The organism is Salmonella sp. SA15303 (assembly GCF_029962125.1).
Taxonomy (GTDB): domain Bacteria; phylum Pseudomonadota; class Gammaproteobacteria; order Enterobacterales; family Enterobacteriaceae; genus Salmonella; species Salmonella enterica.
Genome location: NZ_CP123925.1, coordinates 72,653 through 96,639, shown reverse-complemented (window position 1 = coordinate 96,639; position 23,987 = coordinate 72,653). Strand labels below are relative to the sequence as shown.

Annotated in this window: 23 protein-coding genes and 1 pseudogene; 9 read left to right on the top strand and 15 right to left on the bottom strand. The window is 50.3% G+C overall.

Features of this window, described 5'->3' with window-relative positions; all coding sequences use genetic code 11:
* Positions 1-68: 68 nt before the first annotated feature.
* From QEN31_RS24120 to QEN31_RS24105, 4 genes are all read right to left on the bottom strand, one after another.
* The gene (locus tag QEN31_RS24120) at positions 69-1,457 is read right to left on the bottom strand and encodes a hypothetical protein (RefSeq protein WP_012695445.1); all 1,389 of its coding nucleotides are present in this window, start codon (positions 1,455-1,457) and stop codon (positions 69-71) included.
* A 4-nt stretch (positions 1,458-1,461) separates the two neighbouring features.
* Entirely contained in the window at positions 1,462-1,959 is a 498-nt protein-coding gene (locus QEN31_RS24115) for a membrane protein (protein WP_000340139.1), read from the bottom strand.
* Between the two features lie 202 nt (positions 1,960-2,161).
* Positions 2,162-2,818: a trypsin-like serine protease gene (locus QEN31_RS24110; RefSeq protein ID WP_000462754.1), complete on the bottom strand. Its 657-nt coding sequence runs from the start codon at positions 2,816-2,818 to the stop codon at positions 2,162-2,164.
* A gap of 658 nt (positions 2,819-3,476) precedes the next feature.
* Positions 3,477-3,869 (bottom strand): hypothetical protein, encoded by a 393-nt coding sequence (locus QEN31_RS24105; RefSeq protein WP_000341066.1) that lies wholly within the window; start codon positions 3,867-3,869, stop codon positions 3,477-3,479.
* A gap of 920 nt (positions 3,870-4,789) precedes the next feature.
* On the opposite strand from QEN31_RS24105, the gene QEN31_RS24100 reads away from it, so the two are divergent.
* Entirely contained in the window at positions 4,790-5,776 is a 987-nt protein-coding gene (locus QEN31_RS24100; RefSeq protein ID WP_000211823.1) for a hypothetical protein, read from the top strand.
* Positions 5,773-7,812, top strand: coding sequence for an ATP-dependent helicase (locus QEN31_RS24095; protein WP_000166877.1), 2,040 nt, complete (start codon positions 5,773-5,775; stop codon positions 7,810-7,812). Before QEN31_RS24100 ends, QEN31_RS24095 begins: the two co-directional genes overlap by 4 nt.
* Before the next feature lie 138 nt (positions 7,813-7,950).
* Here QEN31_RS24095 and istB read toward each other — a convergent pair whose 3' ends face one another.
* From istB to QEN31_RS24080, 3 genes and pseudogenes are all read right to left on the bottom strand, one after another.
* Positions 7,951-8,733 carry an IS21-like element ISSen3 family helper ATPase IstB gene (gene istB / locus QEN31_RS24090; protein ID WP_001531258.1) on the bottom strand — a complete coding sequence of 261 codons (783 nt, stop codon included), beginning with the start codon at positions 8,731-8,733 and terminating at the stop codon, positions 7,951-7,953.
* Positions 8,730-9,752, bottom strand: coding sequence for an IS21-like element ISSen3 family transposase (istA, locus tag QEN31_RS24085; protein ID WP_000627495.1), 1,023 nt, complete (start codon positions 9,750-9,752; stop codon positions 8,730-8,732). The genes istB and istA overlap by 4 nt, the downstream gene beginning before the upstream one ends.
* 418 nt (positions 9,753-10,170) lie before the next feature.
* Positions 10,171-10,391, bottom strand: a pseudogene (locus tag QEN31_RS24080) (type I restriction-modification system subunit M N-terminal domain-containing protein); the annotation flags it as partial.
* A gap of 625 nt (positions 10,392-11,016) precedes the next feature.
* Here QEN31_RS24080 and QEN31_RS24075 point away from each other — a divergent pair.
* Positions 11,017-11,358: a hypothetical protein gene (locus QEN31_RS24075; RefSeq protein WP_001151572.1), complete on the top strand. Its 342-nt coding sequence runs from the start codon at positions 11,017-11,019 to the stop codon at positions 11,356-11,358.
* A gap of 91 nt (positions 11,359-11,449) precedes the next feature.
* A complete protein-coding gene (locus QEN31_RS24070; protein ID WP_000398479.1) occupies positions 11,450-11,641 on the top strand; it encodes a DUF7706 family protein in 192 nt (63 codons plus the stop codon).
* 240 nt (positions 11,642-11,881) lie between these two features.
* On the opposite strand, the gene QEN31_RS24065 is transcribed toward QEN31_RS24070, so the two are convergent.
* The 8 genes from QEN31_RS24065 to QEN31_RS24030 form a co-directional block, all read right to left on the bottom strand.
* On the bottom strand, positions 11,882-12,337 hold the full coding sequence (locus tag QEN31_RS24065) for a hypothetical protein (protein ID WP_000374058.1): 456 nt from the start codon (positions 12,335-12,337) through the stop codon (positions 11,882-11,884).
* 90 nt (positions 12,338-12,427) lie between these two features.
* Entirely contained in the window at positions 12,428-13,669 is a 1,242-nt protein-coding gene (locus tag QEN31_RS24060) for a vWA domain-containing protein (RefSeq protein ID WP_001053340.1), read from the bottom strand.
* 428 nt (positions 13,670-14,097) lie between these two features.
* A complete protein-coding gene (locus QEN31_RS24055) occupies positions 14,098-14,673 on the bottom strand; it encodes a TerD family protein (protein WP_000301247.1) in 576 nt (191 codons plus the stop codon).
* A 68-nt stretch (positions 14,674-14,741) separates the two neighbouring features.
* The gene (gene terD / locus QEN31_RS24050) at positions 14,742-15,320 is read right to left on the bottom strand and encodes a tellurium resistance membrane protein TerD (protein ID WP_000116680.1); all 579 of its coding nucleotides are present in this window, start codon (positions 15,318-15,320) and stop codon (positions 14,742-14,744) included.
* 48 nt (positions 15,321-15,368) lie between these two features.
* Entirely contained in the window at positions 15,369-16,409 is a 1,041-nt protein-coding gene (gene terC, locus QEN31_RS24045) for a tellurium resistance membrane protein TerC (protein ID WP_000255079.1), read from the bottom strand.
* Between the two features lie 22 nt (positions 16,410-16,431).
* Positions 16,432-16,887, bottom strand: a complete 456-nt coding sequence (locus QEN31_RS24040; RefSeq protein ID WP_000007449.1) for a tellurite resistance TerB family protein — start codon at positions 16,885-16,887, stop codon at positions 16,432-16,434.
* A 22-nt stretch (positions 16,888-16,909) separates the two neighbouring features.
* Positions 16,910-18,067 carry a TerD family protein gene (locus tag QEN31_RS24035; protein ID WP_001054786.1) on the bottom strand — a complete coding sequence of 386 codons (1,158 nt, stop codon included), beginning with the start codon at positions 18,065-18,067 and terminating at the stop codon, positions 16,910-16,912.
* The gene (locus tag QEN31_RS24030) at positions 18,067-18,648 is read right to left on the bottom strand and encodes a tellurium resistance-associated protein TerZ (RefSeq protein ID WP_000254137.1); all 582 of its coding nucleotides are present in this window, start codon (positions 18,646-18,648) and stop codon (positions 18,067-18,069) included. The genes QEN31_RS24035 and QEN31_RS24030 overlap by 1 nt, the downstream gene beginning before the upstream one ends.
* A 320-nt stretch (positions 18,649-18,968) precedes the next feature.
* Here QEN31_RS24030 and QEN31_RS24025 point away from each other — a divergent pair, with 320 nt between their 5' ends.
* Genes QEN31_RS24025 through QEN31_RS24005 form a run of 5 tightly spaced genes read left to right on the top strand, consistent with a single transcriptional unit; the run spans position 18,969 to position 23,982 of the window.
* On the top strand, positions 18,969-20,027 hold the full coding sequence (locus QEN31_RS24025) for an ATP-grasp domain-containing protein (protein ID WP_012695441.1): 1,059 nt from the start codon (positions 18,969-18,971) through the stop codon (positions 20,025-20,027).
* A 9-nt stretch (positions 20,028-20,036) separates the two neighbouring features.
* On the top strand, positions 20,037-21,179 hold the full coding sequence (locus QEN31_RS24020; RefSeq protein ID WP_001280115.1) for a phosphoribosyltransferase domain-containing protein: 1,143 nt from the start codon (positions 20,037-20,039) through the stop codon (positions 21,177-21,179).
* Positions 21,172-21,945 (top strand): hypothetical protein, encoded by a 774-nt coding sequence (locus QEN31_RS24015; RefSeq protein ID WP_001040058.1) that lies wholly within the window; start codon positions 21,172-21,174, stop codon positions 21,943-21,945. Before QEN31_RS24020 ends, QEN31_RS24015 begins: the two co-directional genes overlap by 8 nt.
* A gap of 1 nt (position 21,946) precedes the next feature.
* Entirely contained in the window at positions 21,947-23,026 is a 1,080-nt protein-coding gene (locus tag QEN31_RS24010) for a cysteine protease StiP family protein (RefSeq protein ID WP_001585166.1), read from the top strand.
* Entirely contained in the window at positions 23,026-23,982 is a 957-nt protein-coding gene (locus tag QEN31_RS24005; protein ID WP_011152965.1) for an HpcH/HpaI aldolase/citrate lyase family protein, read from the top strand. Before QEN31_RS24010 ends, QEN31_RS24005 begins: the two co-directional genes overlap by 1 nt.
* Positions 23,983-23,987: the final 5 nt, after the last annotated feature.

The window sequence follows — 23,987 nt, the reverse complement described above, 5'->3', positions numbered from 1 at the left end:
TTAAAAGCAAAGGCAGACATTTTTAGCAGCTGGTGGGCTATGGGGTTCCGGAGGTGCTCCGGTGAATGTTACTTGACTGGCAAGTTTCCTGCTATGATGGTCAATGCCTCGATGCTGTCTATATTGTTCTGAAGCCGTTCCAGTTCTGCCTTTTCAATACCGGCCCAAAGCTTTAAGTGTCGCTGATAAAGGGACCACTTGAGTGAGTGAAAACCATTCCAGGCCAACCCCATCCAGGAGGCGTAATTCGCATTGAGAATATTGCCGGTGATATACATTTTACCTGCGTTAACAGCACTGGAAGTTCCATAACCCAGGGCAAGCATCATCCGGAAGCGTGGATTTAGCCGCAACGGCATGGTATCCAGTAAGGTCTCCCCAAAAGCTCCTTTTCCCAGCGATACCTGTTTCGCCACATAGAAAACCCGCATCAAAACTTCCATTATGCTCATCGGAATACTTGTCACGATAAACTGACGAAAGTCATACCCGTTGACATACATGTACTCTATTTGTTTGCCGAAGTTAGAACTCCCCACAGGGATCCCCTCAAGCATACGAAGTAGCCCCATAAAAGGAGCCGGTAACCCCATGCCACGGTTTCCTTTTGCTGAGGGGGCATTAACATCCGATGCCAGGTGTCCAAACATTCTGGCGATGAGCCTGAAAATATTGGTTTCGTCTGTAACGCCTTTACTGGAAGGATAAACCACGATCTGTCCATTCTGAACCACCGTACAGGTCCCGTTCAGCATATCCTTTATACCGAAAATAATGCCCAGTACGGGATCGTGTGACAAAGCTCTTAAGCGGTGATTTGTGGGAGACAAAACGCCACCGGCCGCACCCACTAAATCGCTGCTGATCGAACTGTCTGGTGCCCCTATAGGGAACAAATCTGAGAGTTTTGTACTCAGGTCCTCCGGCAAAATGGCATTGAAGGCTTTCTGCACCTGTTTATTGAAAATACCATCCACTTCTGCCGTAAAGCTCACCGTAGGTTTTGGCGGGGCTCTGACGCAAAGTAAATCCAGCATGGATGCTATGAGCCCGCATCCGCAGGCAATAGCATAATCCCAGGCGTCGAGTGCGTAGCGATCATTAAATTCTTTAATATGATTCTGGATCCGGGCATCTACAACAGCCAAGTCATCCGTGGAGAGTATTGTGGCCAGTCCAATATCACCGCATACACGCTGGTTAGCCTCGCTATATATAGTCTTGAGACCAGTAGAATGCATGGCAGTATCTGAAGGGGTCATTTCTCGCAGATGATGTTCTTTAAGCGCCAGATGCTCCGCTTCATCAAGTTCAGTGCCGCTGATTAGCCCGGTCAACTGTGCCTTAAGGCTCTCTATATCACTGTTAATTGTCTCGTGAGCGTTCGCGATATCCTGACCACGGAGCTGAATATAACGGATGGCCCTGAACTCATCATCATAAGGAGACTGACTCATGTGTTTACCTCACCGCGACCAGGCTACCTTTTGGAGCTTTCTTAGTAAGCATGTCGATTGTTGCCTTGATGCCAGCAATTTCTGCCTTAAAATATTCCGCATTCGACATCAACCTTTCCTGAACTTCGTAGAGCTTTTGGATGGCCTGACTAAGGGCGGCTGTCAGTTTCGCATTTTTTTTGTGTTTCACTATCGCGTACCCGCCAATCCCTAACACAGCTACAGGTGCGGCCAATACCGCAATGCCTGCAACCATACCGCCACCGACGATAGACCCTGCTGTAGCGAGCCCGGAGGTTATGCCTGCTGCTGACACTCCCGTTGTACCAAGCGTATAGAGAGCACCGAAGGAAGCCGCTGCGCCTACGCCTGACCCCGCCAAAGCTGCTGCGCCCTCAGTAATACCCGGGAACTTATTTTCAAGCGCCTGAAGAGCACTTGTAACTTCATCCATTGCCTTCTTGCGAATTTTTTCGAGCTCTTCAGTTTCGGTAGCGTCCATTACAGGCCTCGTATTCATAACTTGCTGTGTGATAGGTGAAAAAGAGCACCATAAAAGTGATGAAGAAATCATGACTTACTATTGTGGCACTTTCGAGTTCATGTTTGTCAGTTTCAATGCTGTTGCTGTTAGTAAGGGCAGACGCCATATCGGGCAGACCCAAAATAACTATCGTGCCAGCGTCATTTTGGAACTGACTTTGCTAAAAATCAGTAGCGGACTGAACAGACATGTGTGGATTTGAATCTGGGCAGGTTCCAGACATTATTCCAACCAGACTTCCAATGACAAAATGCTCGTCATTCTCGGAGACGACATAGGGTCCACCAGAGCAACCATCGGTGTTGAAATGTGCTATTACAAAGCGAGTTGTGAGATGTTGGGGAGAATGATTTGAGCAATTTAAAGGCCAAATGCCTGAAACTTCACCAGGGAATGTCGAAATTGTTGTCTCATTCATTGGATATCCGACACCCAATGTACCCATGCCAGCTGCGGGAGCCAGGACCTTAAAGTAACTACTTACAGGCTGTTGTATTCCAGCTGGTAATACGATTTCTGCACTGTCAACAAACGGAATGCCGTCTTTAAAGTCTGCCCTGTCATTAGCCTCATTGAGAATGAAATCGACTAGAACAGGCTCTTCGTTCACCAGTCCTTGATGGTTAAGAAATTTGACGTAAAGTTTAAGTGTATTGCTGACGGGATAAATTTTTCCAAGAGCATTGGTAACAACATGGGCTGCGGTGAGAATCTTTTGCTGCTGACCATTATCGAAACCAAACGCAGTTGCTTCGAGATGGCTACTAAAATGAGGATCATTGCTTACATAGATTTTACAAACGTAGTTTTCAAACATTATTTCCTCCTTTTGCCGGTACCTAATCAGTTACACGGCTGCATGTTATAAACAACTAAACTCGCTTCCTGATATTTGAGTTTGTATGTTTTGCCAGGCACCAGCTCACCTCTGAAACACGGTTAGTCTCCTCCATGACATGGTTATGGCGATGGTCAGAAACTGTTATCGACGAAAGGCTGGAATTCCTTTAATGGCATTATCCATTTCAAGTCGTATGTCCTGAACGGGAGCGTATATTTTTATGATTCCAGATCTTAACCCTGAAACATTCCCCGTATCAAAACTGACCCGTTACAGATAAGTCACCACCGGTGCTGTCGATTAATTTAGTGAATTGCATGTCCTCATCCCATAAAGGGTAGGGCCTACCCCCGGCATCGAGCAAACCTGACCACCCTGCCCTTATTAAGACCCCACATGCGGCAATGGTGCCCTGTCCACGCCGCCCGCGAACTTTGAGGAAATGGGGAGAAAATAAAAAGAAAACAAAAAGTTATCGGCTGAAGTACCGGCGCAGATCGGGAATCAGGCGAAGCCTGACAGCACGTTAGGGCCTGGCAGGGGGCTTGAGGGATGAGGACATGCAATTGTGATAACCTTCCCGCCACGGGGTCGGTTAAATTCGTATCCTGCCGGTGCAATTCCAACGGCCGCGTTACCAGTTCGCCGGGTAGCATGGCCAGCAAAGCCAGGCATCGAGCACCCGGGTTTCACTGACGGCCGCTGCATAGACGCCGGTATCCGGGAAGAAATAAACCGGGGTGGCGTTGTTCAGCTGGTCGCCTTCATCGGCCAGAGCGCCGATCACCTCATGAGGCTTAAGCAGCATATCCGTTAAATATTCATCCGGGTGGATGGCATTCAGCGATATGGCCATCTCCAGAAATTCATCCAGGGTATGGCGGGTACGATACCCCCGGAAAACCTCGTATGAAGGCGTGACGCATTCACCATCCAGGGAACAGGCATCGTAACCGGCCAGCTGCTCTTCGGTGAGTCCGGAGGCATGCTTTGCCACAAGATTCGTAAATTGCTCTTTATCGTCCATCACAATCCTTACGCTGTAGGGGCCTGTTTGTGTTATCACTGCTTCCGGTTTTTACTTCGCACAACCCGGCAGGTATCCGGTCGCCCGGGCGTCCTTTGCGGTCTTGTTCGCCCTTCGCCTGAATTACGTCAAATCCCTTTCACTACCCGGCCGCAGGGTGACACCTCCCCTTTTCTCCGGAAGCGAAAGAGGAAGAACAGTTTAACAGCCCGGATCCTCAATAATTTTCGCGTAACGGACTAAATAACCGGTTTATGCAGCTTCTGATAACCACAGACCGCGATAGAATAAAACGTCTGGTGAGGAACCGGAGTGTTATGTAAGCGGGGGGTTTAACTGGGTATCTGTGTAGTCCTATTTAGCCAGATATCCCGAATAAAAACCTCAACGATTAGGTAAACGAAATGGATGGATTCTGGTCGATGTTCTGTTTGTTTGTCGTGGTAGTTTCACTGCATAAAGCCCTTTCTGTAGCAGCAGCACGAGCAGACGCAGCAAAATTAAATATGCTTCTCAGAATGAGAAAGTTTAAAAAGTAGCTTTCAAGACATCTGAGAATTCTTTTAAATCCTCAGAGGAAGTTATATGTTTAGGCTATTTGCAAACTAAGGTTGGAATTCCATCATTCTAGCCTTAGATCTTTGATCAAGTGAAGTTGCTCACTTGGTTGGATTTTACCGTTTCCTGACGGCTTTTCAGAAGCGAGGGCTGGTTGGAATGCCTTCCAGCTAGAAGTCTTGCAGATGCTCTCCGGGCATTAACTCATTGTCGAATCTGCACCAGTATCACTAGGTTGTTGAGCGGGCGATTAGCTTTTTCACTGAGCCGCTGTACACTCGACTGCTTCAAGAAGCACTACTTACCATTTGCCTGCCGTAAGGTCTGTTCTTAGCTGGATTTTTTTGGGAGGATACGCAGTCATGACAACTCAATCCAGCTCAATACAATACGCTTACGCGCTAGACGGCGAGGGCACCCTCACGCACATTGGCGCTGCCCTGCGCTCACATACTTACACCTGCCCAGGTTGTAAGAGCCCCCTGACCCCGGTAATGGGCGAGTTCAACGCTAAGCACTTTCGCCATTCGGAAGAATGCTGTGCCCTTGAAACCTATCTTCACAAGTGCGGCAAAGAAGCATTCTTCTATCGCTACCAACAAGCTCTCAGCCGTGAAATGCCTATTAGCCTTGAGCTGGAGCGCCGGGTTGCCTGTAATGGTTCTCGTTTAGCCTTGGTTAGAGACGAAGCACGTCAGTGCGTAAAATCCGTGCCTGCACGCTACAACTTGACTCAATTTTTCGATCAGGCAGAGCTGGAAAAACACGATAAGGTCACAGGGCTGCGACCAGACGTGATGTTGTATGATACGACTGGCGAAAGGCGTTGCTACGTAGAGATTTGTGTCACACACCCCTGCTCTCAAGACAAGATCGAAGCCGGTATCCCGATTCTTGAGTTTAAGGTCCAATCTGCCTCTGATATTCAGATGTTGCTTACCGGGGCCTACTCGATCAAGGAGAAGATCCTGAGAGTATTCAACTGGCTTCCCCCGTTTCAATCTGTGGACACCTGTAGCGGCGTCTGCTCAGTAGGTAACGTGGATATGTCTGTCTGGAGTTTAAGTGGTTCCGGCCGACTCAACGAACAAACGATGCCGCTCGCTGAAGTGGATTTAACAATCAATTCTGACGTGAACACATGGCCTAGATCGTTAGGGGCCGCTGAGCTGGCTGATAACTTACGAGCTTTTATCCGTCACGCCGATCCTCATTCACTATTTCCCAACTGCATTATGTGCGAGCAAGCAGGCCGATGGGAGGATGGCTATCTGCAATGTCACAGTAAGGCAAAGATCGTTCCCTACACCGAGGCCCGTCAGTGCGCCAATTACAAGGTTAAGGCATGACCAAAAGACTGACTTGGGAGCAGAAAAGTATTGTCAGCCATGACACCGGACATGCGTTGGTAAAAGCCGTACCTGGTAGCGGGAAAACAACCACACTTGTAAAGCGCGTTGAGCGGCTGGTCAAGACGGGAACTGATCCTCGCTCCATTCTGATCCTGATGTACAACAAGTCGGCGCAGGTGAGCTTCACGGAGAACTTGAAGACGGCACTGATGTCGAGCGTGATTCCAGAAATCCGCACGTTCCACAGCTTGGCCTTAAAGATTGTTGGTTACGGAGAACGCCAACAGATAATCAAGAAGAAAGACCTCATTACTCCAAGCGACTACCGCTATGAGCAACTGGTAAAGCAAGCCTACCGCTATGGCTTTGACCATGAGGCGAATTATATTGACCCCAATGAAATTGAAAACTTCGAGCTGTTTATTGCTCGCTGCCGGGCGGCGGCCGTAACTCCTGTTGATGCTGCCAATGATCCAACGTTCAGCAACATCAAACGGGAGTTTATTCACGCCTATGGCCGCTATTGTGAGCTGCTGGAGGAAAACAGTCTGCGAACCTTTGATGACTGTTTGATTGAGGCTGTCGCACTGTTGCGTAATGACAGCAGCCTTGGTGCCCACTTCAAGCACATCATTGTTGATGAATATCAGGACGTTAACCTGATACAGCATGACATGACCCGCTTGCTATCTAAGTCGGATACGTCGGTTATGGCTGTTGGTGATGTTAACCAGTGTATTTATGAGTGGCGTGGTGCTCGACCAGACTTTATCGGCGGACTGTTTGAAAGGCACTACCCGAATACGAAGGTGTTTCAACTGTCATGCACGTTCAGATTTGGCCATGAGCTTTCCTTGATGGCTAACTCGGTAATTCGGCGCAACTCTACAAAGCTGACCAAGCTTTGTGTCAGTCATCCTAGCACCCCCAAAACAGAGGTCAGATTGCACTTTGATAACTGCCTATCCAAGGTGCTATCAAACCTCTCGGTGAGCAGTGGAACACAAGCCATATTGTCCCGCACTAAGGCGAACCTTGCTGAGGCGGAAATTGCTTTACGCCTGTGTGGGCTACCTTATCGCTACCTCAATGGTTCAAGCGCATTACACACCCGCACCGAAATCGGGATACTGGTAGTTGGCGTCTTGCTGTCTGTGTACGGCGATCTGCGGCTACTGGAAAACCATCCCAACAAACAAGCGATTGTTTACGGCTTTCTGAAGGAGGCTGGTTTTAGATGGCAGAAAGGGCAATTCAAAGCGGCGCTCAGTGGATTGATGGCTCCGCACGCCGACCTATGGTCTGCTCTAGGTCAGTTATTCGAGGGCGCACAATACCAAAAAGATCGGCTGGGCAGGCTCGCCACTATCTGCCAGAAAGACGGAGAGGAAACGCCTGCTATCGATGTGTTACGACGCCTGAGTATGGAGGGTTTCATTGATAGTGTTGGCTCTGAGGGTGTAACTCGCACTGGATCGAACGACCAGCAACGAGGGGTCGTGAGGATCGGGGAGCTACTTGACTCCAGTAAGATCGATTCCCGCACGTTTTTAAACCTTATCTTGAATCCAGGCGAGGCTGCTACTGACTGCGATCCCTTCATCCTTTCCACACTGCATGGTTCCAAGGGGCTGGAGTGGGATAACGTAATACTGATCGGGCTGAATGAGCAGGAATTTCCTGGCGGCAAACCCGATGATGTTTACAGCGTTCGCACATCGATGAACACCCCTCCGGCCGAAGAGGAAATCGAGGAGGAACGTCGGCTGTTTTATGTCGGTATCACTCGCACAAAACAGCAGCTAAATCTGGTGGTCCCTCTTGATGAAGGGCTTGCGCGGTGGCTCAAAAACCGCTGGGATAGCACCCCGAAGAAGTCACCGATAGCTACTCGCTTCGTCTATGAGGCTGGCTGGACTGCTTGTGCGGTTACCAGTGATGCGATCTATAACAGCACGGTAGAGAAACAGAAGGCTGACTTCAGCAAGTTTCACCAATGGTATCTAAGAGATCTTCAGCGGCTAAAAGTCTAGGGCTACCGATACTTTTCGATTTCAGACAGGTGCTCGTTATCCAGATCAATTGTGGCTTTTCTTTCAGAAGTGTCAACAACGGGTAAAAAGTGATCCACTTACCGCCACCACCAACGGTTTAATATTGATCCACCTTGTTTACTCAGGATTAGCTTCAGCTATAACCCCGGCCTTTCGTTTCTGCTTCAGTCGATAGCTTTCCCCTTTTATTTGCACGACGTGTGAGTGATGTAAGATCCGGTCCAGCATCGCCGATGTCAGCGCTGCATCACCGGCGAACGTCTGATCCCACTGCCCGAACGGCAGGTTGGAGGTCAGGATCATCGCGCTCTTCTCGTAACGTTTGGCGATGACCTGGAAGAACAGCTTGGCTTCCTCCTGACTGAACGGCAGATAACCTATTTCATCGATGATAAGCAGCTTCGGGGCCATGACACCACGATTGAGAGTCGTTTTGTAACGGCCCTGACGCTGTGAAGTGGACAGCTGTAGCAGCAGGTCCGCTGCTGTTGTGAAGCGAACCTTGATGCCCGCCCGTACTGCTTCGTAGCCCATGGCTATCGCCAGATGCGTTTTTCCCACGCCCGATGGCCCCAGCAACACGATGTTTTCGTTACGCTCTATGAAGCTCAGGGATCGCAGCGACTGGATTTGCTTCTGAGGAGCGCCGGTGGCGAAGGTGAAGTCGTACTCCTCGAACGTCTTTACCGCCGGGAAGGCTGCCATCCGCGTGTACATCGCCTGTTTACGCTGATGCCGGGCCAGTTTCTCCTCATGTAACAGGTGCTCCAGGAAGTCCATGTAGCTCCATTCCTGATCCACCGCCTGTTGCGACAGCGCCGGCGCTGCGCCGATAAGACTGTCCAGCTGGAGCTGTTCGGCAAGCACCATCAGCCGTTGATGTTGCAGTTCGACCATCATGCGGCTCCTCTGCAGAACGTGTCATAGATGGAGAGCGGATGATGCAACGGCTGCCTGTCGAAGGTCATCAGGCTTTCATCAACCTGCACGTCATACTGTTTTTTCTCCGGTGGCAGTGCCAGCATGGATTGCTGTTCCTCCACCCAGCGATCGCAGGGGCGGGTCTGGATAGTTTCATGCTTACGTTGATTGGCCACATCGTACAGCCAGCGCAGGCCGTAACGGTTTGCGGTTTCAACATCGACGGTGATCCCCATCGGACGCAGGCGTGTCATTAACGGGATATAGAAGCTGTTGCGGGCGTACTGCACCATCCTCTCCACCTTGCCTTTAGTCTGCGCCCTGAAGGGACGGCACAGGCGGGGAGAGAAGCCCATCTCTTTGCCGAACTGCCACAGGGAAGGATGGAACCGGTGCTGCCCGGTCTGGTAAGCATCACGCTGCAGCACCACCGTTTTCATATTGTCGTACAGGACTTCCTGCGGTACACCGCCGAAGAAGCTGAACGCATTGCGGTGACAGGCTTCCAGCGTGTCGTAGCGCATGTTGTCGGTGAACTCGATGTAAAGCATTCTGCTGTATCCCAGAACAGCGACGAACACATGCAGGGGTGACTTGCCGTTTCGCATGGTCCCCCAGTCAACCTGCATCTGCCGTCCGGGCTCGGTTTCGAAGCGAACGACCGGTTCTGCCTGTGCTGGCAGGGTCTGTTTACGGATGAACTCTCTCAGGATAGTAAGCCCTCCACGATAGCCCAGCTCCATGATTTCCCTGGCAATAACGGTCGCCGGGATTTTGTAGGGATGCGCATCGCTGATCCGCTTAGAGATGTAATCACGGTATTCATCGAGCAGTGATGATGGTGCCGGGCGTGGTGAATACTGCGGCTTTTCAGATTTGGCTTTCAGGTGGCTGCGGACAGTATTGCGCGAAATACCCAGCTCCCTGGCAATGGCCCGGATACTCATTCCCCGCTTGTGCAGGACTTTAATTTCCATACGAATCTCAAAAGTGATCATAAGCTCCCCTGTATTCAGAGGAGCAGATTAACCCCTGGATCAATTTTCAACCGCTGGGGTGGATCAGTTTTGCACCGTTGGTAACAAGAAGCGAGCTTCTTCGCTCGCTTTGCATACTGAAGCCCCTTGGCTGGCTGCTCTCCGCGTAGGATCTGTTCAGCCTGCTTGCTCGTGCTGTGCCCCAGAAAGCGTTCGTACTGCTCGTCAGATACCTCAGTGCCGATCAGTCGTTCGATCCAGCCGCTTTTCGGCGGGTAACTTACGCCCAGCGCAAGCAACTGCCTTTTCTGTACCCACTATTTCCGGCGCGGCCGGCTTCAATCAAGGCTTTGGTTAGAACTACAGCCATTTGGGGACTCTCATACACAAACCTGAACCATGCGGGTCTGATTGGCGGTCAAGATAGCAGCGCATCGAAATCAACACTGAACTCTGCTTCTAAGAACTCAATCGTGGCTGGTTGGCTATCGAGCGATGCTTCCCGTGTAGACTCCAGTGCGCACTCCAATCGACGCAGCAGAGTAAACGGCAAAATGATCTTGCCGAAGTCGGTATGCTTGAAATCCCCCCCCACAGGTCTTCCGCGTTCTTCCAAATGAAATCAGCTTGCGAAGCAGCCGAACCTACGAACTCTGCCATCTTGGCCTCCAACCAACTTTTGCACGAAACGGCACATCTTCCAAAAGAGGGTTGTCAACCAAGTTTTGCACAAAACGGACTTTGATCCATTTCTAACTAAAATCTACAATCCAACCTCAGATTGCAAATAGCCTATGTTTATTACAGATGGTATGGTTCGTGTTTTTGTTTATTCGATGGCAACTGTACTCTTTCTGCCGCTTGGCTTGTTGAAAAGCACGTGGTGGTTTTCACCATTGTTTGCGATAGCTGCTATTGATTACTTAATGTTTCTGCGTCGACAAGGCTAGTTGCTGAACCTCATACCTCAGAGCAATCTGTATGTTTTTTACACCACTGGTTAAAAGGTCAGGCTACGTTCCTGACGTTTTTTAAAAAACAGTTTTATGTTTGATGCGTTACTGGTCTGTCTGGTAACCCAGTGGTACATTACCATTATTAAGGCTGGCTGGCGGTGGTGCATCATGCTTAAACGACCCTCTCTGAGCGTACTTTCCGACAGTCCTGTGCACCGCACCACTTACCCGGCAGGCCTATGTCTTGGTTATTCTTCGTTGTACCTTTTTCTTCAGCTTTATCCCTGACATGTCTGTCTGAACAGTTCTAAGCAAACCGGAATGTTGTCATGGCCAAAGTACAAGGGCTCTTTGTTGGATACCGAAAATTCGCTGTTGATCGTGACTGGCTTCGTCAGCAGGAAGAACAACGTTATCGGGATCGCCAGCGACAATTTGATGAATGGTCCAGGAAATGGGTCACTGTAACCAGGCTCAAAGAGACTCGTTTATGGACTGACGGAGCCATCAGGCGATGGTTGGGTGAACCTCAGCAGCAGGGTAAATATAAAGTTTTCCCCGTTGAAGCGGTTTTGGCTGCTGAGAAGTTGAATGAGTTTCGGCTCTGGCTTAAACCCCGACTGGAAAAGAAACGTGCCCAGCACCACCACTTTTTAATTCCATTTCTGTAAAGTAGAAACAACGGCAGTTCCGGCCGCATTCAAGGCTTCGGCATCTGGTCAGAAATAAAGCGCCATTTTTCAGTATAAGGGAGGTTAGATAGTGGAAGGTATTGAGACACTGAGTTTGCAGCTTGATGAGAATGAAACTATGGCCCTTGCTCAATTAGTTAAACGTCTGAGCTGGAGCGATCTTCGTGGCTGTGCTGTGAGTGACGAAGAAGCCTGGGTAATGAAAAGCGCAATTGAAAAATTACAACAGGCGTTAAGGGAAGAAGGTTATGCGCCTCGATGAGGCTGGCTTCGTTCTTTATTCCGATAACAAATTTGCTTAAGGACTAACTATGAGCCAGCACTGGTATGAGGTGAAAAGCAATCAGGGAATTGTTCAGGTGATTGTTGGGAGAAGATATTAATGTAATGCGTTTCTGCATTACATCAAGCAGATTAGCTTTTTCTGGTCAAAATAGACGATGTGATTTTTCTTTAGCCGAAGTCCATCCGCTCCCCACGCAACCGGTAAAGGTTCGCAGGTTTAATAAAGATAGGTTTCGTATCTCCCTAAGGGTGGGATAGGTAAACTCATAATGGCATCTGTGTTTACTATGTAAGTATTCGGGTAAAATTCATCTAATACAGTAAAGTTTAGTTTCTTACAAAAGCTTAATAAATATGGGTTTTTCACGTCTTCTATTACAACATCGCACCAGGGATTCGATTCACAGCAAAGCTTCAGAAAAGACTTAAACCATCCCTTGTTTTGTATTTCTTCCGGAAGCCGTACCACATGTATGGTCAGACAATCTCCATGATAACGATTAGTACTTTGTCTAAGCCCTACAACAATCCCCTTTTCTTGAATCTGTACACCTGCCTGATGCTCTTTCATGTCGGGCGTATAGTGCCTTGCTCTGTTTAACCAGGCCACCAGCTGCTGAGCCGTACTTGGTGATTCTTCAGCTATCCATTTCAGGTACTTGATGCGGTCCATATGCGCCTCCCTGTACGATTTCCAATGAACAAAGGCTCTACAGTATTAAGCTGCTGTAGAGCTCATTCAACCAAGCTCAAACTGTGCGTATTAAAGGATGCCTAACCTTTTTGTTTCATCGATCCACGGTCTGAATTCTTCCAGTAGATTATCATATAACTTTTCATCGCTAATCGAACCGAAATCATCCATGGCAAAGAAGTGGGTGTTATCAACCCGGCGGTCAGTAAAGTCATCCAGATTTTTGAGGATACCGTAGCTTGAACCACCCAGGCCGACAAACTTCCAGAAGATGGGGTAGTTGGCAGAACGCCGGATTGCATCTTTAATCGCCCGGGTCTTGCTGATCCCGCCATCGGTAATAAATACAACATACACCGGGATTTTCGAGTCCTTAAAGTAGTCGACTATTTCTTCCATCACAGGAGGCTCGTTGTTTGTCCCTCCGAGGCCCGGCAGGTTCTCCCAGGCTGAACGCTTTCCAGCCCCGCGAATGGACTGAATATATGTGTCCAGGTTGTCCAGTGTGACGTTTGGATACTTCTTATGCTTCTCTCCAAATCCCCAGACATCCATTTCACCGTCGTCGTCGAACTGGGCGGCAAGAACGGCGATGCGGTCCAGCACAGACTGAACGTTACCCTTACTGAACTGGCCACTCATTGAGCCGGATGCGTCAAGTACAAATGCAACCGCTGCCTCAAGGGTGTCCAGTTTATTTTTAGTAAGACTGACCGAGGCTTTTTTAGCGAGGCTTACAAGGCGCGGAGATCTGGTTTCCAGTTTCTTTTCCAGACTGATACGAGCAGGCTTTGCTGGCTGCGGAGCTGGCTGTGCGACATCAACGCCATAGCTAATGGCCAGAGGCTCAAGACCACCGTTGAAACCCTGCCCGAGCGCACGAAGCTTCCAGGCGCCATTGTGCCGATATACTTCACCCAGGATAATTGCTTTCTCACTGCGGCCCTGAGTCTCAGCCTGGAACTCAGCGATTCCTTGAGCCTGCATGCTCAACGAACTGAGCCCACTGATGGTATCTTCACCATCAATGACAACTGTGATTGCAATTTTACTGATGTTCGCAGGAACACGATCCAGTGCTATCTCAATGCTGGACTGCTGAGAACCGGTAACGAGCTTTACTGCCCCTTCAGGAGAAGACAGATTATTGTAAAAGATAAAGTCAGAATCGCCGCTGACCTTTCCCTGAGCATTAAGCAGGAACAGGCAGGTATCGGGTTCGCCTTTAAAGCCGGATTTGGTAGGGTACTGAAGATTCAGCCTGATCGCAGATTGCTGAAGTGGTATGTTTTGTCCGGATTGTAGATTCACATTAACTCTCCTGATTTTTGATTATTTTAAAGCGCAGCGTTTATATAGGTTCCCCTGGCTTAGTTCAGGACGCTGGATTTCTGGTGAGGCGTATATATGGTGTGACACCATATTTCATCACGTTGAAGTTTCTATACCTGTTGAATTGGAATTTCCATTGGTCGGGTATTTTATCTTCCAGAACCCGTGCCTTCATAAGTCGCAAACGTAACATATATCAGAGGGGCATGCTGTTGATATAAGGCACGGAATACAGGCTTTAACCAGCAACCAGAGAAAAATCCGTTTCCTGCCTTTAAAAGGCTCACGTCAGAATTAACATCTCTCTGCTTTCTGAGATTCCCGAACCCTTTCTGCCCCCCCCCTCCTGATAGCGGATCGCAACCAAAAAAAACCCCGGCATTGCCGGGGTATGATTCAGCGTTATTTTAGATGTTAACGCCGTGCTGGGAGGCAAGAGCCGCCAGGCCACCGGCAAAGCCCTGACCGACAGCTTTAAACTTCCACTCAGCGCCATGACGATACAGTTCACCGAAGACCATAGCGGTTTCGGTTGAGGCATCTTCAGACAGATCGAAACGGGCAATTTCCGTGCCGTTGTCGTTGTTGTAAACGCGCATGAAGCTGTTGCTCACCATGCCGAAGTTTTGTTTACGCGCTTCTGCATCATAGATGGTAACGGCAAACACCAGTTTTTTGATATCTGCTGAGACTTTGGTCAGATCGATTTTGACCTGCTCATCGTCGCCGTCGCCTTCACCGGTACGGTTGTCGCCCTGGTGCTCTACCGCGCCATCAGGGCTGGTTTTGTTATTGAAGAAAATGAAATGCGCATCTGACAACACTTTACCGTCTTCGCCTACTGCGAACACGGAAGCGTCCAGGTCAAAACCCTGACCATCGGTTACACGGGCATCCCAGCCTAGGCCAACCATAGCAACATTCATGGTTGGTGCTTCTTTGGTCAGAGATACATTGCCGCCTTTTACGAGAGAAACTGCCATTTTTAGCTCCTGCAAACAGTTGAATGAGGGCTGCATTAACAGCCCCGGGTAGAAAAGTTACTTTTTGATCAGGACGCGTTAATGCCGTACTGAGCACATACAGATGCCAGACCACCAGCATAACCCTGACCTACTGCGCGGAATTTCCACTCACCATTGTGGCGATACAGCTCGCCGAACAGCATGGCAGTCTCAGTGGACGCATCTTCGGTCAGATCGTAGCGAGCAACTTCAGTCTGGTTATCGTCATTAACCAGACGAATAAACGCACCGGATACCTGACCAAAGCTCTGGCGACGAGCCTGAGCATCGTGGATGGTCACAACGAAGATGATCTTGTCAACTTCAGACGGGACGGCGTCCAGTTTAATTTTCAGCGATTCATCATCACCATCGCCCTCACCGGTGCGGTTATCGCCGGTGTGCGTTACGGAACCGTCGGATGACGTCAGGTTGTTATAGAAGATGAAATCTGAATCGCCGCGCACTTTGCCGTTTGAGGCCAGCAGGAATGCTGAAGCATCCAGGTCAAAGTCCTGACCGTCTGTTGAACGCGCATCCCAGCCAAGGCCCACCAGGACGTTTTTCATTGACGGAGCTGCTTTACTTAGGGAGACGTTCCCGCCTTTGGAAAGAGAAACACTCATAAAATAACCTCTTCGATTAGTAATTGTTCAGGTTAACACTTAAGGGGATTAACTCCCCTTTTCCTCAGATTCAGGTTTGCCCGGGAACATGACGCTTGCGAGAATGCCCAGCGCCAGTACACCCAGTACAACATACAGGCTGGTTGTTGCCGCGATGCTGTAACCATGATGCCAGATGTGATCGGTCGCATTCAGGCCGAGTTTTGCCGCGATGAAGAACAGCAGCACGATAACGGCCTTCTCCAGATGAACCAGGTACTGTTTCAGTGCCTCAAGGACAAAGTACAGAGTACGCAGGCCCAGGATAGCAAACATCATGGCACTATAGACGATAAGCGGTTCACGACTGACGGCAATGATTGCCGGTACCGAGTCAAACGCGAACATTACGTCCGAGAGTTCAACCACAGCCACACACAGGAACAGCGGGGTCGCATACAGCGCCGCTTTTTTACCACGGCCAATGGTGACATCGCTGTTTTCTGGTTTCGCCAGTTCAGCATCCACTTCCTTCTGGTTAAGCAGGAAGGCATGCCCTCTGAGCTTCGGCCAGATAGGGAAGAAGCGTTTAACCATGCGGTAAGCCAGATGCTGGGAGTAATCCTCAATTTCATCATCGTCATCACCGCTTTTAAGCATCATGACCGCTGTCCAGGCAACGATAATAGCGAAGACAACTTCAACATACGGCCCCAGACTCAGCAGGCTCGTACCGATGGCGACAAAGATGCCCCTGAAGACAATGGCACCAATGATCCCCCAGTAGAGAACACGGTGGCGATAACGATCCGGAACGGCGAACCAGGAGAAGATGGCCATCATGACGAACAGGTTATCGACCGACAGCACTTTCTCCAGCGCATAACCCGTGACAAACAGACTGGCAACCTCAGCACCGTGGTGGATATAGAGGAAACCGGCAAATGCCATCGCAACCACAACCCAGAATACGGACCAGAGCGCCGCACTCTTCAGCGAAATAGGCTTGTCATCACGGTGCATAAACAGGTCAATAAAGATGGCACCGACTGAAAGCGCAATAAAAACAATGACCGTTTCAGTCGGGAAGCCGATGTGTGTGGAAACCATATTTTACCCTTAGGGATGTGGATCAGAGGCCAAATTCAGCCGGGTCGAAGCCCAACGCGATAGCGATCTCGCGGGAGGCCAGTTTCTCGTCCTGATCGAAGTTACCGTCACTTTTCGCAACGGCAATACCAACACGTAAGGCCAGCTGAGCGGCCTCAGGCTGATCTTTCAGCGCCAGGATGTATTTCATGGTTTCGCCCTTGCCGATTTCAACATCGAAATCGAAGCTTGAAACCAGTTTATTGAAGAACTCAATCACCTCATTGGTATCGAAGACCTTCAGCTCTTCTGAAGAGCGCAGAAAGCCCATCATTTTCTGCTTTTCTTCCGAACTTACGCCGTCACTCGATACGGCAATACGGGCACATACAGCAACGGTGCCCTGCATGAATTTTTTGTTTTTGAAACGGCCAACCTGGCGGGTCAGTTCGTCACGGCCTGAGTTAATGGCACCTTTAACTTTGTCGAAAAAGCTCATACCTGTTTCCTTTGTTGCTGTGTTATTTAGAACCGGCGCTCCAGCGAAATCCCCAGCCAAATGCCCGGTCCATTTCGTCCTGGCCTTTGAAGTACTGGTTAATTCGCTCGACTTTAATTGCGCCGTTTTCGTTTACGAGTCTGGCAATGGCGCACAATGTGCGACGGTTTTCACCTTCGGTCAGGCGGGTCTCAATGGGCGGTTGATCCGGCACATGAATGGTGACCACACCATCAGTCTTGTCCCAGCTGGGAACACCTTCATAAATAAAGGCGTAAATCAGCACTTCGCGGATATGCTTCCATTCACGTCCATTGATATGCAGCCACTCGCCGTCTGATACATCACCCGTCCGGTCATCGCCCTTGAGCTGAACATACGGTTCATCGCGATAATCACCGAATGCATTACCGAGCGCCTGAATGACCGATTTATACCCGTCCTGAAGCTCAACAAAGGCCCCCAGATCCAGGTCGATTCCTTTGGAGCCGAACATGCCTGCAAAGCCTGATTTGCCGCTGCCCCGGTGCCAGTTCAGGTTGATCCGGATTTCACCGAAGTTATCCCGTTTGGTCAGGCTGATTGCAGGCTTCTCTTTTGTCAGCGATACCTTGCTCAGGCTGATTTTTGTCTCAACTGGCGGAGGGGTTACAACCGGAGGAGTCGGGGCTGCGGGAGCCGGTTCGTCGGCAATATTTACGCCGAAATGCTCTGCCAGCGGTTTAAGTCCACCGTTGAACCCCTGCGCAACGAAGCGGAATTTCCAGTCATTATTACGACGGTAAAATTCACCCAGAATTAAGGCTGCTTCCTGACGGCCGCTCAGTTCGACACTGCCGCTAACCAGGCCGGTAGCCCCTTGCTCCACGTCGATGGAAAGATTACGAAGACCGGACACCGTCTGCCCACCGTCACAGGTCACGGTGAACGCAATTTTCTGGACATCAGGTTTCAGCCGGTTGAGCGCGACAGTAAAGGTTGAGTACTGGCCTTCACTGACCAGGCTGACGGTACCATCATCGTTACGTGGCTGACCATAAAACACCATGTCCGCATCACCCTGCACCTTCCCGTCGGCATACAGGCGAAACGCCGAAGCATCCACCTGGCCGCCCGAGGTGATCCGGACCCGCAACTCCTGGGCTGGAACGGGGGCATTGCCCCCCGGCGTCAGGTTCATTAGCGAATAACCGCTGAAACGATATCGGAGTGCATATCGTCAATTGTGCGGCCGCGACAGGCATGGCCAAGGGCGGTAAAGTCCCAGTTGCCGTTATTACGGCGCAGCGAAGAAATAACGATCCCGGTATGTGAGCCCTGCTCAGTCAGCTTGTAGCGAGCCAGCTCTTTGCCGGTTTGATCGACAACGCGGCAGAACGCGTTTTCGACGTCATTGAACGACTGACCACGGAAGCTGTTTACCGTAAACGCCAGGTATTCAACGTTTGCAGGCAGTCGGGAGAGGTTGACATTAATCACCTCATCGTCACCGTCACCTTCACCGGTCAGGTTATCGCCACTGTGCACAACAGCGCCGCAGGTGGATTCCAGTTTGCGGAACCAGATGGTGTCAATTGTTTTACCGGTGCTGTCCATTAATACGCAGCCAGCATCGAGATCGATTGAGTCGTTGCCTCCAAACAATCCTCCAAGAAGACCTTTTTTCTTAACCGGATCCCAACCGAGACCGAAATGAAGCTGGCTTAATGCAGATGATTCTTTGCTGAGTGATACCGTCTGGTTCTTAACTAATGAAACCATGTTTTATTCCTTAAAATGGTAATGACCGAGACAATCAAAGGTATATTTAGTAACTGACGAAGAAAATCATATCATGATGAAGTTCTCTGACAAGGGAAATTTTGGTAGTTTTCTGTAAAAACACAAAAAGAAATCCTTTTCAGGGTGTTAATTTTCTAAGTTTAATTTAAATATCAATGTGTTATCAGGAATCCAAAAAACCTGACGCACTCCATAACCACAGGAGTTATTAATCATATTATGATTGACATGTAGCTTAGACACTCATAGACTCACTTCTCAATCATAAATTTGCATGGCGTTCCGGATAATTAAAAAAAATGAACAAGAAAATTTGGTTTATGGAAGGTTTATCCTCCCAGCGAGATATTATTCAGGGGGTAAAATCATTTGCAAAAAAAAATAATTTTGCCATTACCGTTTTTGCCTCCCACCGTAACGAAAGAAATGAAATCCTTTCCGTTGCCGACTATTCTTTGACTGAACCTGAAGATCCTCAAAAACGTCTTCAGTTTATCCAGGAAACCATTCAGTCCTACGGCATCCACCATATTCATACTGGCCGTAACAGCCAGTGGTTTGAAGAACACCGTTCAGCCATTGAATCGACCGGTGCCACCCTTACTACCGGTGCAACGGGCGTCGACTGGTTAACTCTGGCTGACGAAAAAGTTACTTTTGCTCAGTTTATGGAGCAAAAGGGTCTCCCGGTCGTACCATCCTGGCGGGTGAATACGCTGGCAGAATTAAAAACACACCTCGCGGCCCCGCCGTTCACTGACAGCCCGGTATGCGTGAAGCCGGTGACGGGTATCTATGGCATGGGATTCTGGCGCTTTGATGACAGTGCTTCGCCTATGGCCGTCTTTAATCATCCCGAACATCGTCTGGTCAGTCCGCAACAGTATATTGCAGCAGCATCAGCTGCTGAGTCGTTTAAACCCCTTGTTTTGATGCCGTACCTGCCAGGCCCGGAATTTTCCGTCGATATCCTCGCGGATAAGGGCGAAATACTCGCAGCCGTGGGACGCCGTAAGGAAGGGGTTATCCAGTATCTGGTAAACGAAGGAAGCGCCTGGGAACTGGCGTGTGACTGCGCCAGGGTTATGAAGGCCGACGGGCTGGTGAATGTTCAGACGCGAAACGATGTGAATGGCAACCCGGTGCTGCTTGAAACCAACATGCGTCCGTCAGGGGGGGTGGGTTATACCCTTCACAGCGGGGTGAACCTTCCTGGGTTATTTGCTGCCTTTAAGCTCGGTCTGATGTCTGAAGATATGGTGCGCCAGAGCGCTAAAAACACCTTTTCTCCGGTTGCGGTGAGATCCATTACGGATGTAATTGCATACCCGGAATCACTCTCTAACCTTCTGAATTAAGGCGTATTTATGTCTGATATCCTCGAAGATATGATTTATCGCCGTACCCTCTCATGCGGTACGATTCAGGTAACCCGCGACCAGGGTGAAGTTTCGCTCGATGACCTGTTTGACATCGCTGAAAGACGTAACCCGAAACGCGCCTTTCTGTTTGTCAGCAAAGTACTCGGCAGGCACATTCCCGTGCCACCCTCAGTCATGCGGCAGGCCTACAGACAGCTTGCCAGCCAGTTCCCCTCGACACTGACAGGACCCGTACTGTTTATCGGTATGGCTGAAACCGCCGTTGGGCTTGGGGCCGGTGTATTTGATGAAGTGCGCCACCAGCATCCTGAATCTGTCTATCTGACCTCTACCCGTCACCCGGTTGATGGCACGTTGCTTTGCGAGTTCAAGGAAGAACACAGCCACGCCACCGATCATCTGATCTATCTGCCAGATGATGAAGAGAAAAGACGTCGTGTTACCAACGCACGAACGCTGGTTTTGATTGATGACGAGGCAACCACCGGTAATACCTTTATTAACCTGCTTTCAGCCCTGCGTAATACCGGCAAGCTTCAACATATTGAACAGGTTATAGCCGTTACGCTTACCGACTGGAGTGGCAAAGCCTTGTCCGAGCGCAGCACCTTACCAGTCACTTCGGTTTCTCTTGTAAGCGGTAAGTGGGGATGGACCCCATTACCTGATGCACCTGTCCCGGACATGCCGAAAGTCAACGTAACTTCACGAGGAGAATGGGACATCCAGGGAAAACAGTCCTGGGGCCGACTGGGGATGCTCGCACCTGCGGCCGATCTCGGCCATGAGGTCTCCGTCCACAAGGGGGAACGTATTCTGGTTCTCGGGACCGGGGAATTCGTCTGGGAGCCGTTCCTGCTTGCTGAACGGCTCGAAGCTGCCGGAGCACAGGCATTTTATGGATCGACCACCCGCTCCCCTATCGCCGTTGGTTATGCCATTGAGTCCGCCATTTCCTTTACGGATAACTACGGGCTGGGCATCCCCAATTTTGTCTATAACGTCGCCCACCAGCAGTTTGACCGCATTCTTGTGTGTACTGAGACACCCGCAGAAAGTATTGACACGCAGCTTCTTAAAGCGCTGGCTGAGGTTGCGGCCGTCGTGGAGATTGTTACCTATGAATAAACCCGTTGTTCTGAGCGACCTTGACGACACGCTCTTTCAGACCCGTCGTAAAATGGTGGACGAGCTGGCCCTGGAGCCATTCCGTACCGGTGCCGTTGATCGCACCCTGAATCCACGAAGCTTTATGACGGAAGAACAGTCCATGTTGGTGGACTGGCTCCTGGAGCAGGCTGAACTCATACCCGTTACCGCACGGGGAACTGAAGAAATCAGCCGCGTACGGATCCCTTTCCACTCCTGGGCAATCACCACTCACGGGGCCGTCATTCTCACGCCAGAAGGCAAACCCGACGAGGAGTGGAAGGCCCATATGCTCGGCCAGCTGGCTCCCTATCAGGAAAAGCTGACATCGATGCAGCGTCTGATCACTGAAATGATGGACGCAAAAGGGATCAATGCCTGGGCAAGGCTGAACTTCGAATACGGTGAAACGGCGGTTTATATGGTGATGAAGCACCGCGACAGCACCCGCCTTGACGAGCTCAATGCCATTGCAGATGAAATAGAAACGGTGTTTCCGACCGAGGGCTTCTACATCCACCGCAACAGTAATAACGTGGCCTGGCTTCCCACCGCGGTTGAGAAAGGGCTGGCAGTCAGATGGCTTCTTGAAAAACTTCGGGCTGAACGCGGAGTCTTCCCCGTAATTGGTCTGGGCGACAGCCTGAGCGATCATCGTTTTATGAAACTGTGCAGCTGGTTTGGCATCCCGCGTCAGAGTCAGTTTGCAGATGCCATTTCACAGCGAATTTTTGGAGAAAATTAAAATGCAGCCACATGACACATTTACCGGCTCATACCAGCCCGGTGACGTGGAATTTCTGCTAAAGCCGGTAGTCATTGAGATGACGCCGGTTGAGCAAAAAGAAGAGCTGATTCAGTCAGGGAAGAAACATTATTCGGACATGCTCAGTCAGGAGCCAGCGCCAACACAATGGCATCTTGATTTGTTTCACCGGGCGCTGGATCGGGGCGCAGAGAGACTTGCAAAAGAAGTCACACAGCTCGCTATTGCTCTGGCCGAACGCTTCGGTGATGAGCCCATTGTACTGGCCAGTCTCGTCAGAGCTGGCGTGCCGCTCGGCGTTATGCTGCACCAGGCCCTGCGTGACATGGGGAAAACCTCATGGCATTACGGTATCAGCATTATCCGGGATCGTGGAATTGACGGTGCAGCCCTCGACGTCATTGAAGAGCGCCATGGTACCAGCGGTATTGTCTTTGTTGACGGATGGACAGGTAAAGGCGCAATTACCGGAGAGCTTGTACGCGCACTGAAAGATCGCCCGGGCTATCCTGAGCAGCCGCGACTGGTTGTCCTGGCCGATCCCTGTGGCTGCTCCTGGCTTGCAGCCAGTGATGATGACTGGCTCATTCCTTTTGGCATCATGGGTGCGCCGGTATCAGGCCTGATCTCCCGGTCAGTATGGTCCTCTGAAGGATTACATGGGTGCATGGTTTGCGAGCATCTCAGTGAATTCGAATGCAGCCGGATGCTTGTCGATACCGTCGCCCATTTCCGTAAGAAGTTAACCCCGTCATCCCTCGCTACCCTGAGCTGGAATATGGAGTCAGCCCGGGTCTTATGGCAGACAAGTCGCGACGTTATCGCGTTCCTGGCCGATGAATTTAAAGTGGACAGCGTCAATCGTATTAAACCCGGTATTGCTGAAGCAACCCGGGCTGTATTACGTCGGGTACCGGACCATGTATTTGTGCGTTCTATTGACGACCCGGACGTTGCCTTGCTTGTAGGGCTTGCTCGTGAAAAGGGAATAGTTGTTACAGAAATGGGGGGAACCCTCGGCCAGTATCGGGCTGTAACCATTATCAAGAAGGTACTCTGATGAAAAATCGTCTTTCTCCCTGGAATCTGGGAGCCACGCTATACATGCCTGCAACACGGGAAGATATTGCTGATGCCGTCCTGCACGGGAAAATCCCGGGTTTGCGCTCTCTGGTGATTTGCCTGGAGGATGCTGTCAGTGAAGCAGACATCCCCATCGCCCTCAAAAATCTGGAGCACCTGCTGCACGAGCTCAGTAACAGCATGCGTAGCCTGGGTAAAAATGACTGGCCTCTGGTGTTCATTCGCCCTCGGCATGCCGAAATGGGCAGATGGTTAAAAGCGCATTATGATCTTTCCGCTGTCGATGGGTTTGTGTTGCCGAAATTTACCCTCAGTTCGTTAGCTGAATGGTGGGATATCATGGGCGGGACTCACCTGTGCATGATGCCAACGCTGGAAACAGAAGACGTCTTTGACGTGGTTCAGATGCGCGAGCTGGCCACTCGCCTGGTGGAACATCCCTGCCACGACCGCATTATTGCGCTTCGAATCGGCGGCAACGATCTTATGAACGTTGTGTCGCTTCGCCGCCCCCGGGACCTGACGCTGTATGACAGCCCGATGGGCTACGTCATCAAAATGCTCGTTTCAGTCTTCGGCCCGCGTGATTTTGCCCTGACCGCGCCCGTATGTGAGCATATTGACGATCATGCCGTTATGGCCAGAGAGCTGGCTCTTGATATGGCACATGGGCTTGTTGGGAAAACGGCCATTCACCCGGGTCAGATAGAGGTCATTCAAAACGCGCTGATGGTCACTCAGGGTGAGTATTCTGACGCTCTGCGGATCCTGAACTCTACCCAGGCCGTGTTTAAGTCGCAGGGAGCAATGTGTGAACCCGCCACACATCGCCGCTGGGCGGCTGGCATTCTGGACAGAGCTCGTTTTTATGGGTTACAGAACGAGCAAAGCGCTGATGGAATCAGATTACTTACCGTGACCCAGCATCATTAAGGAAA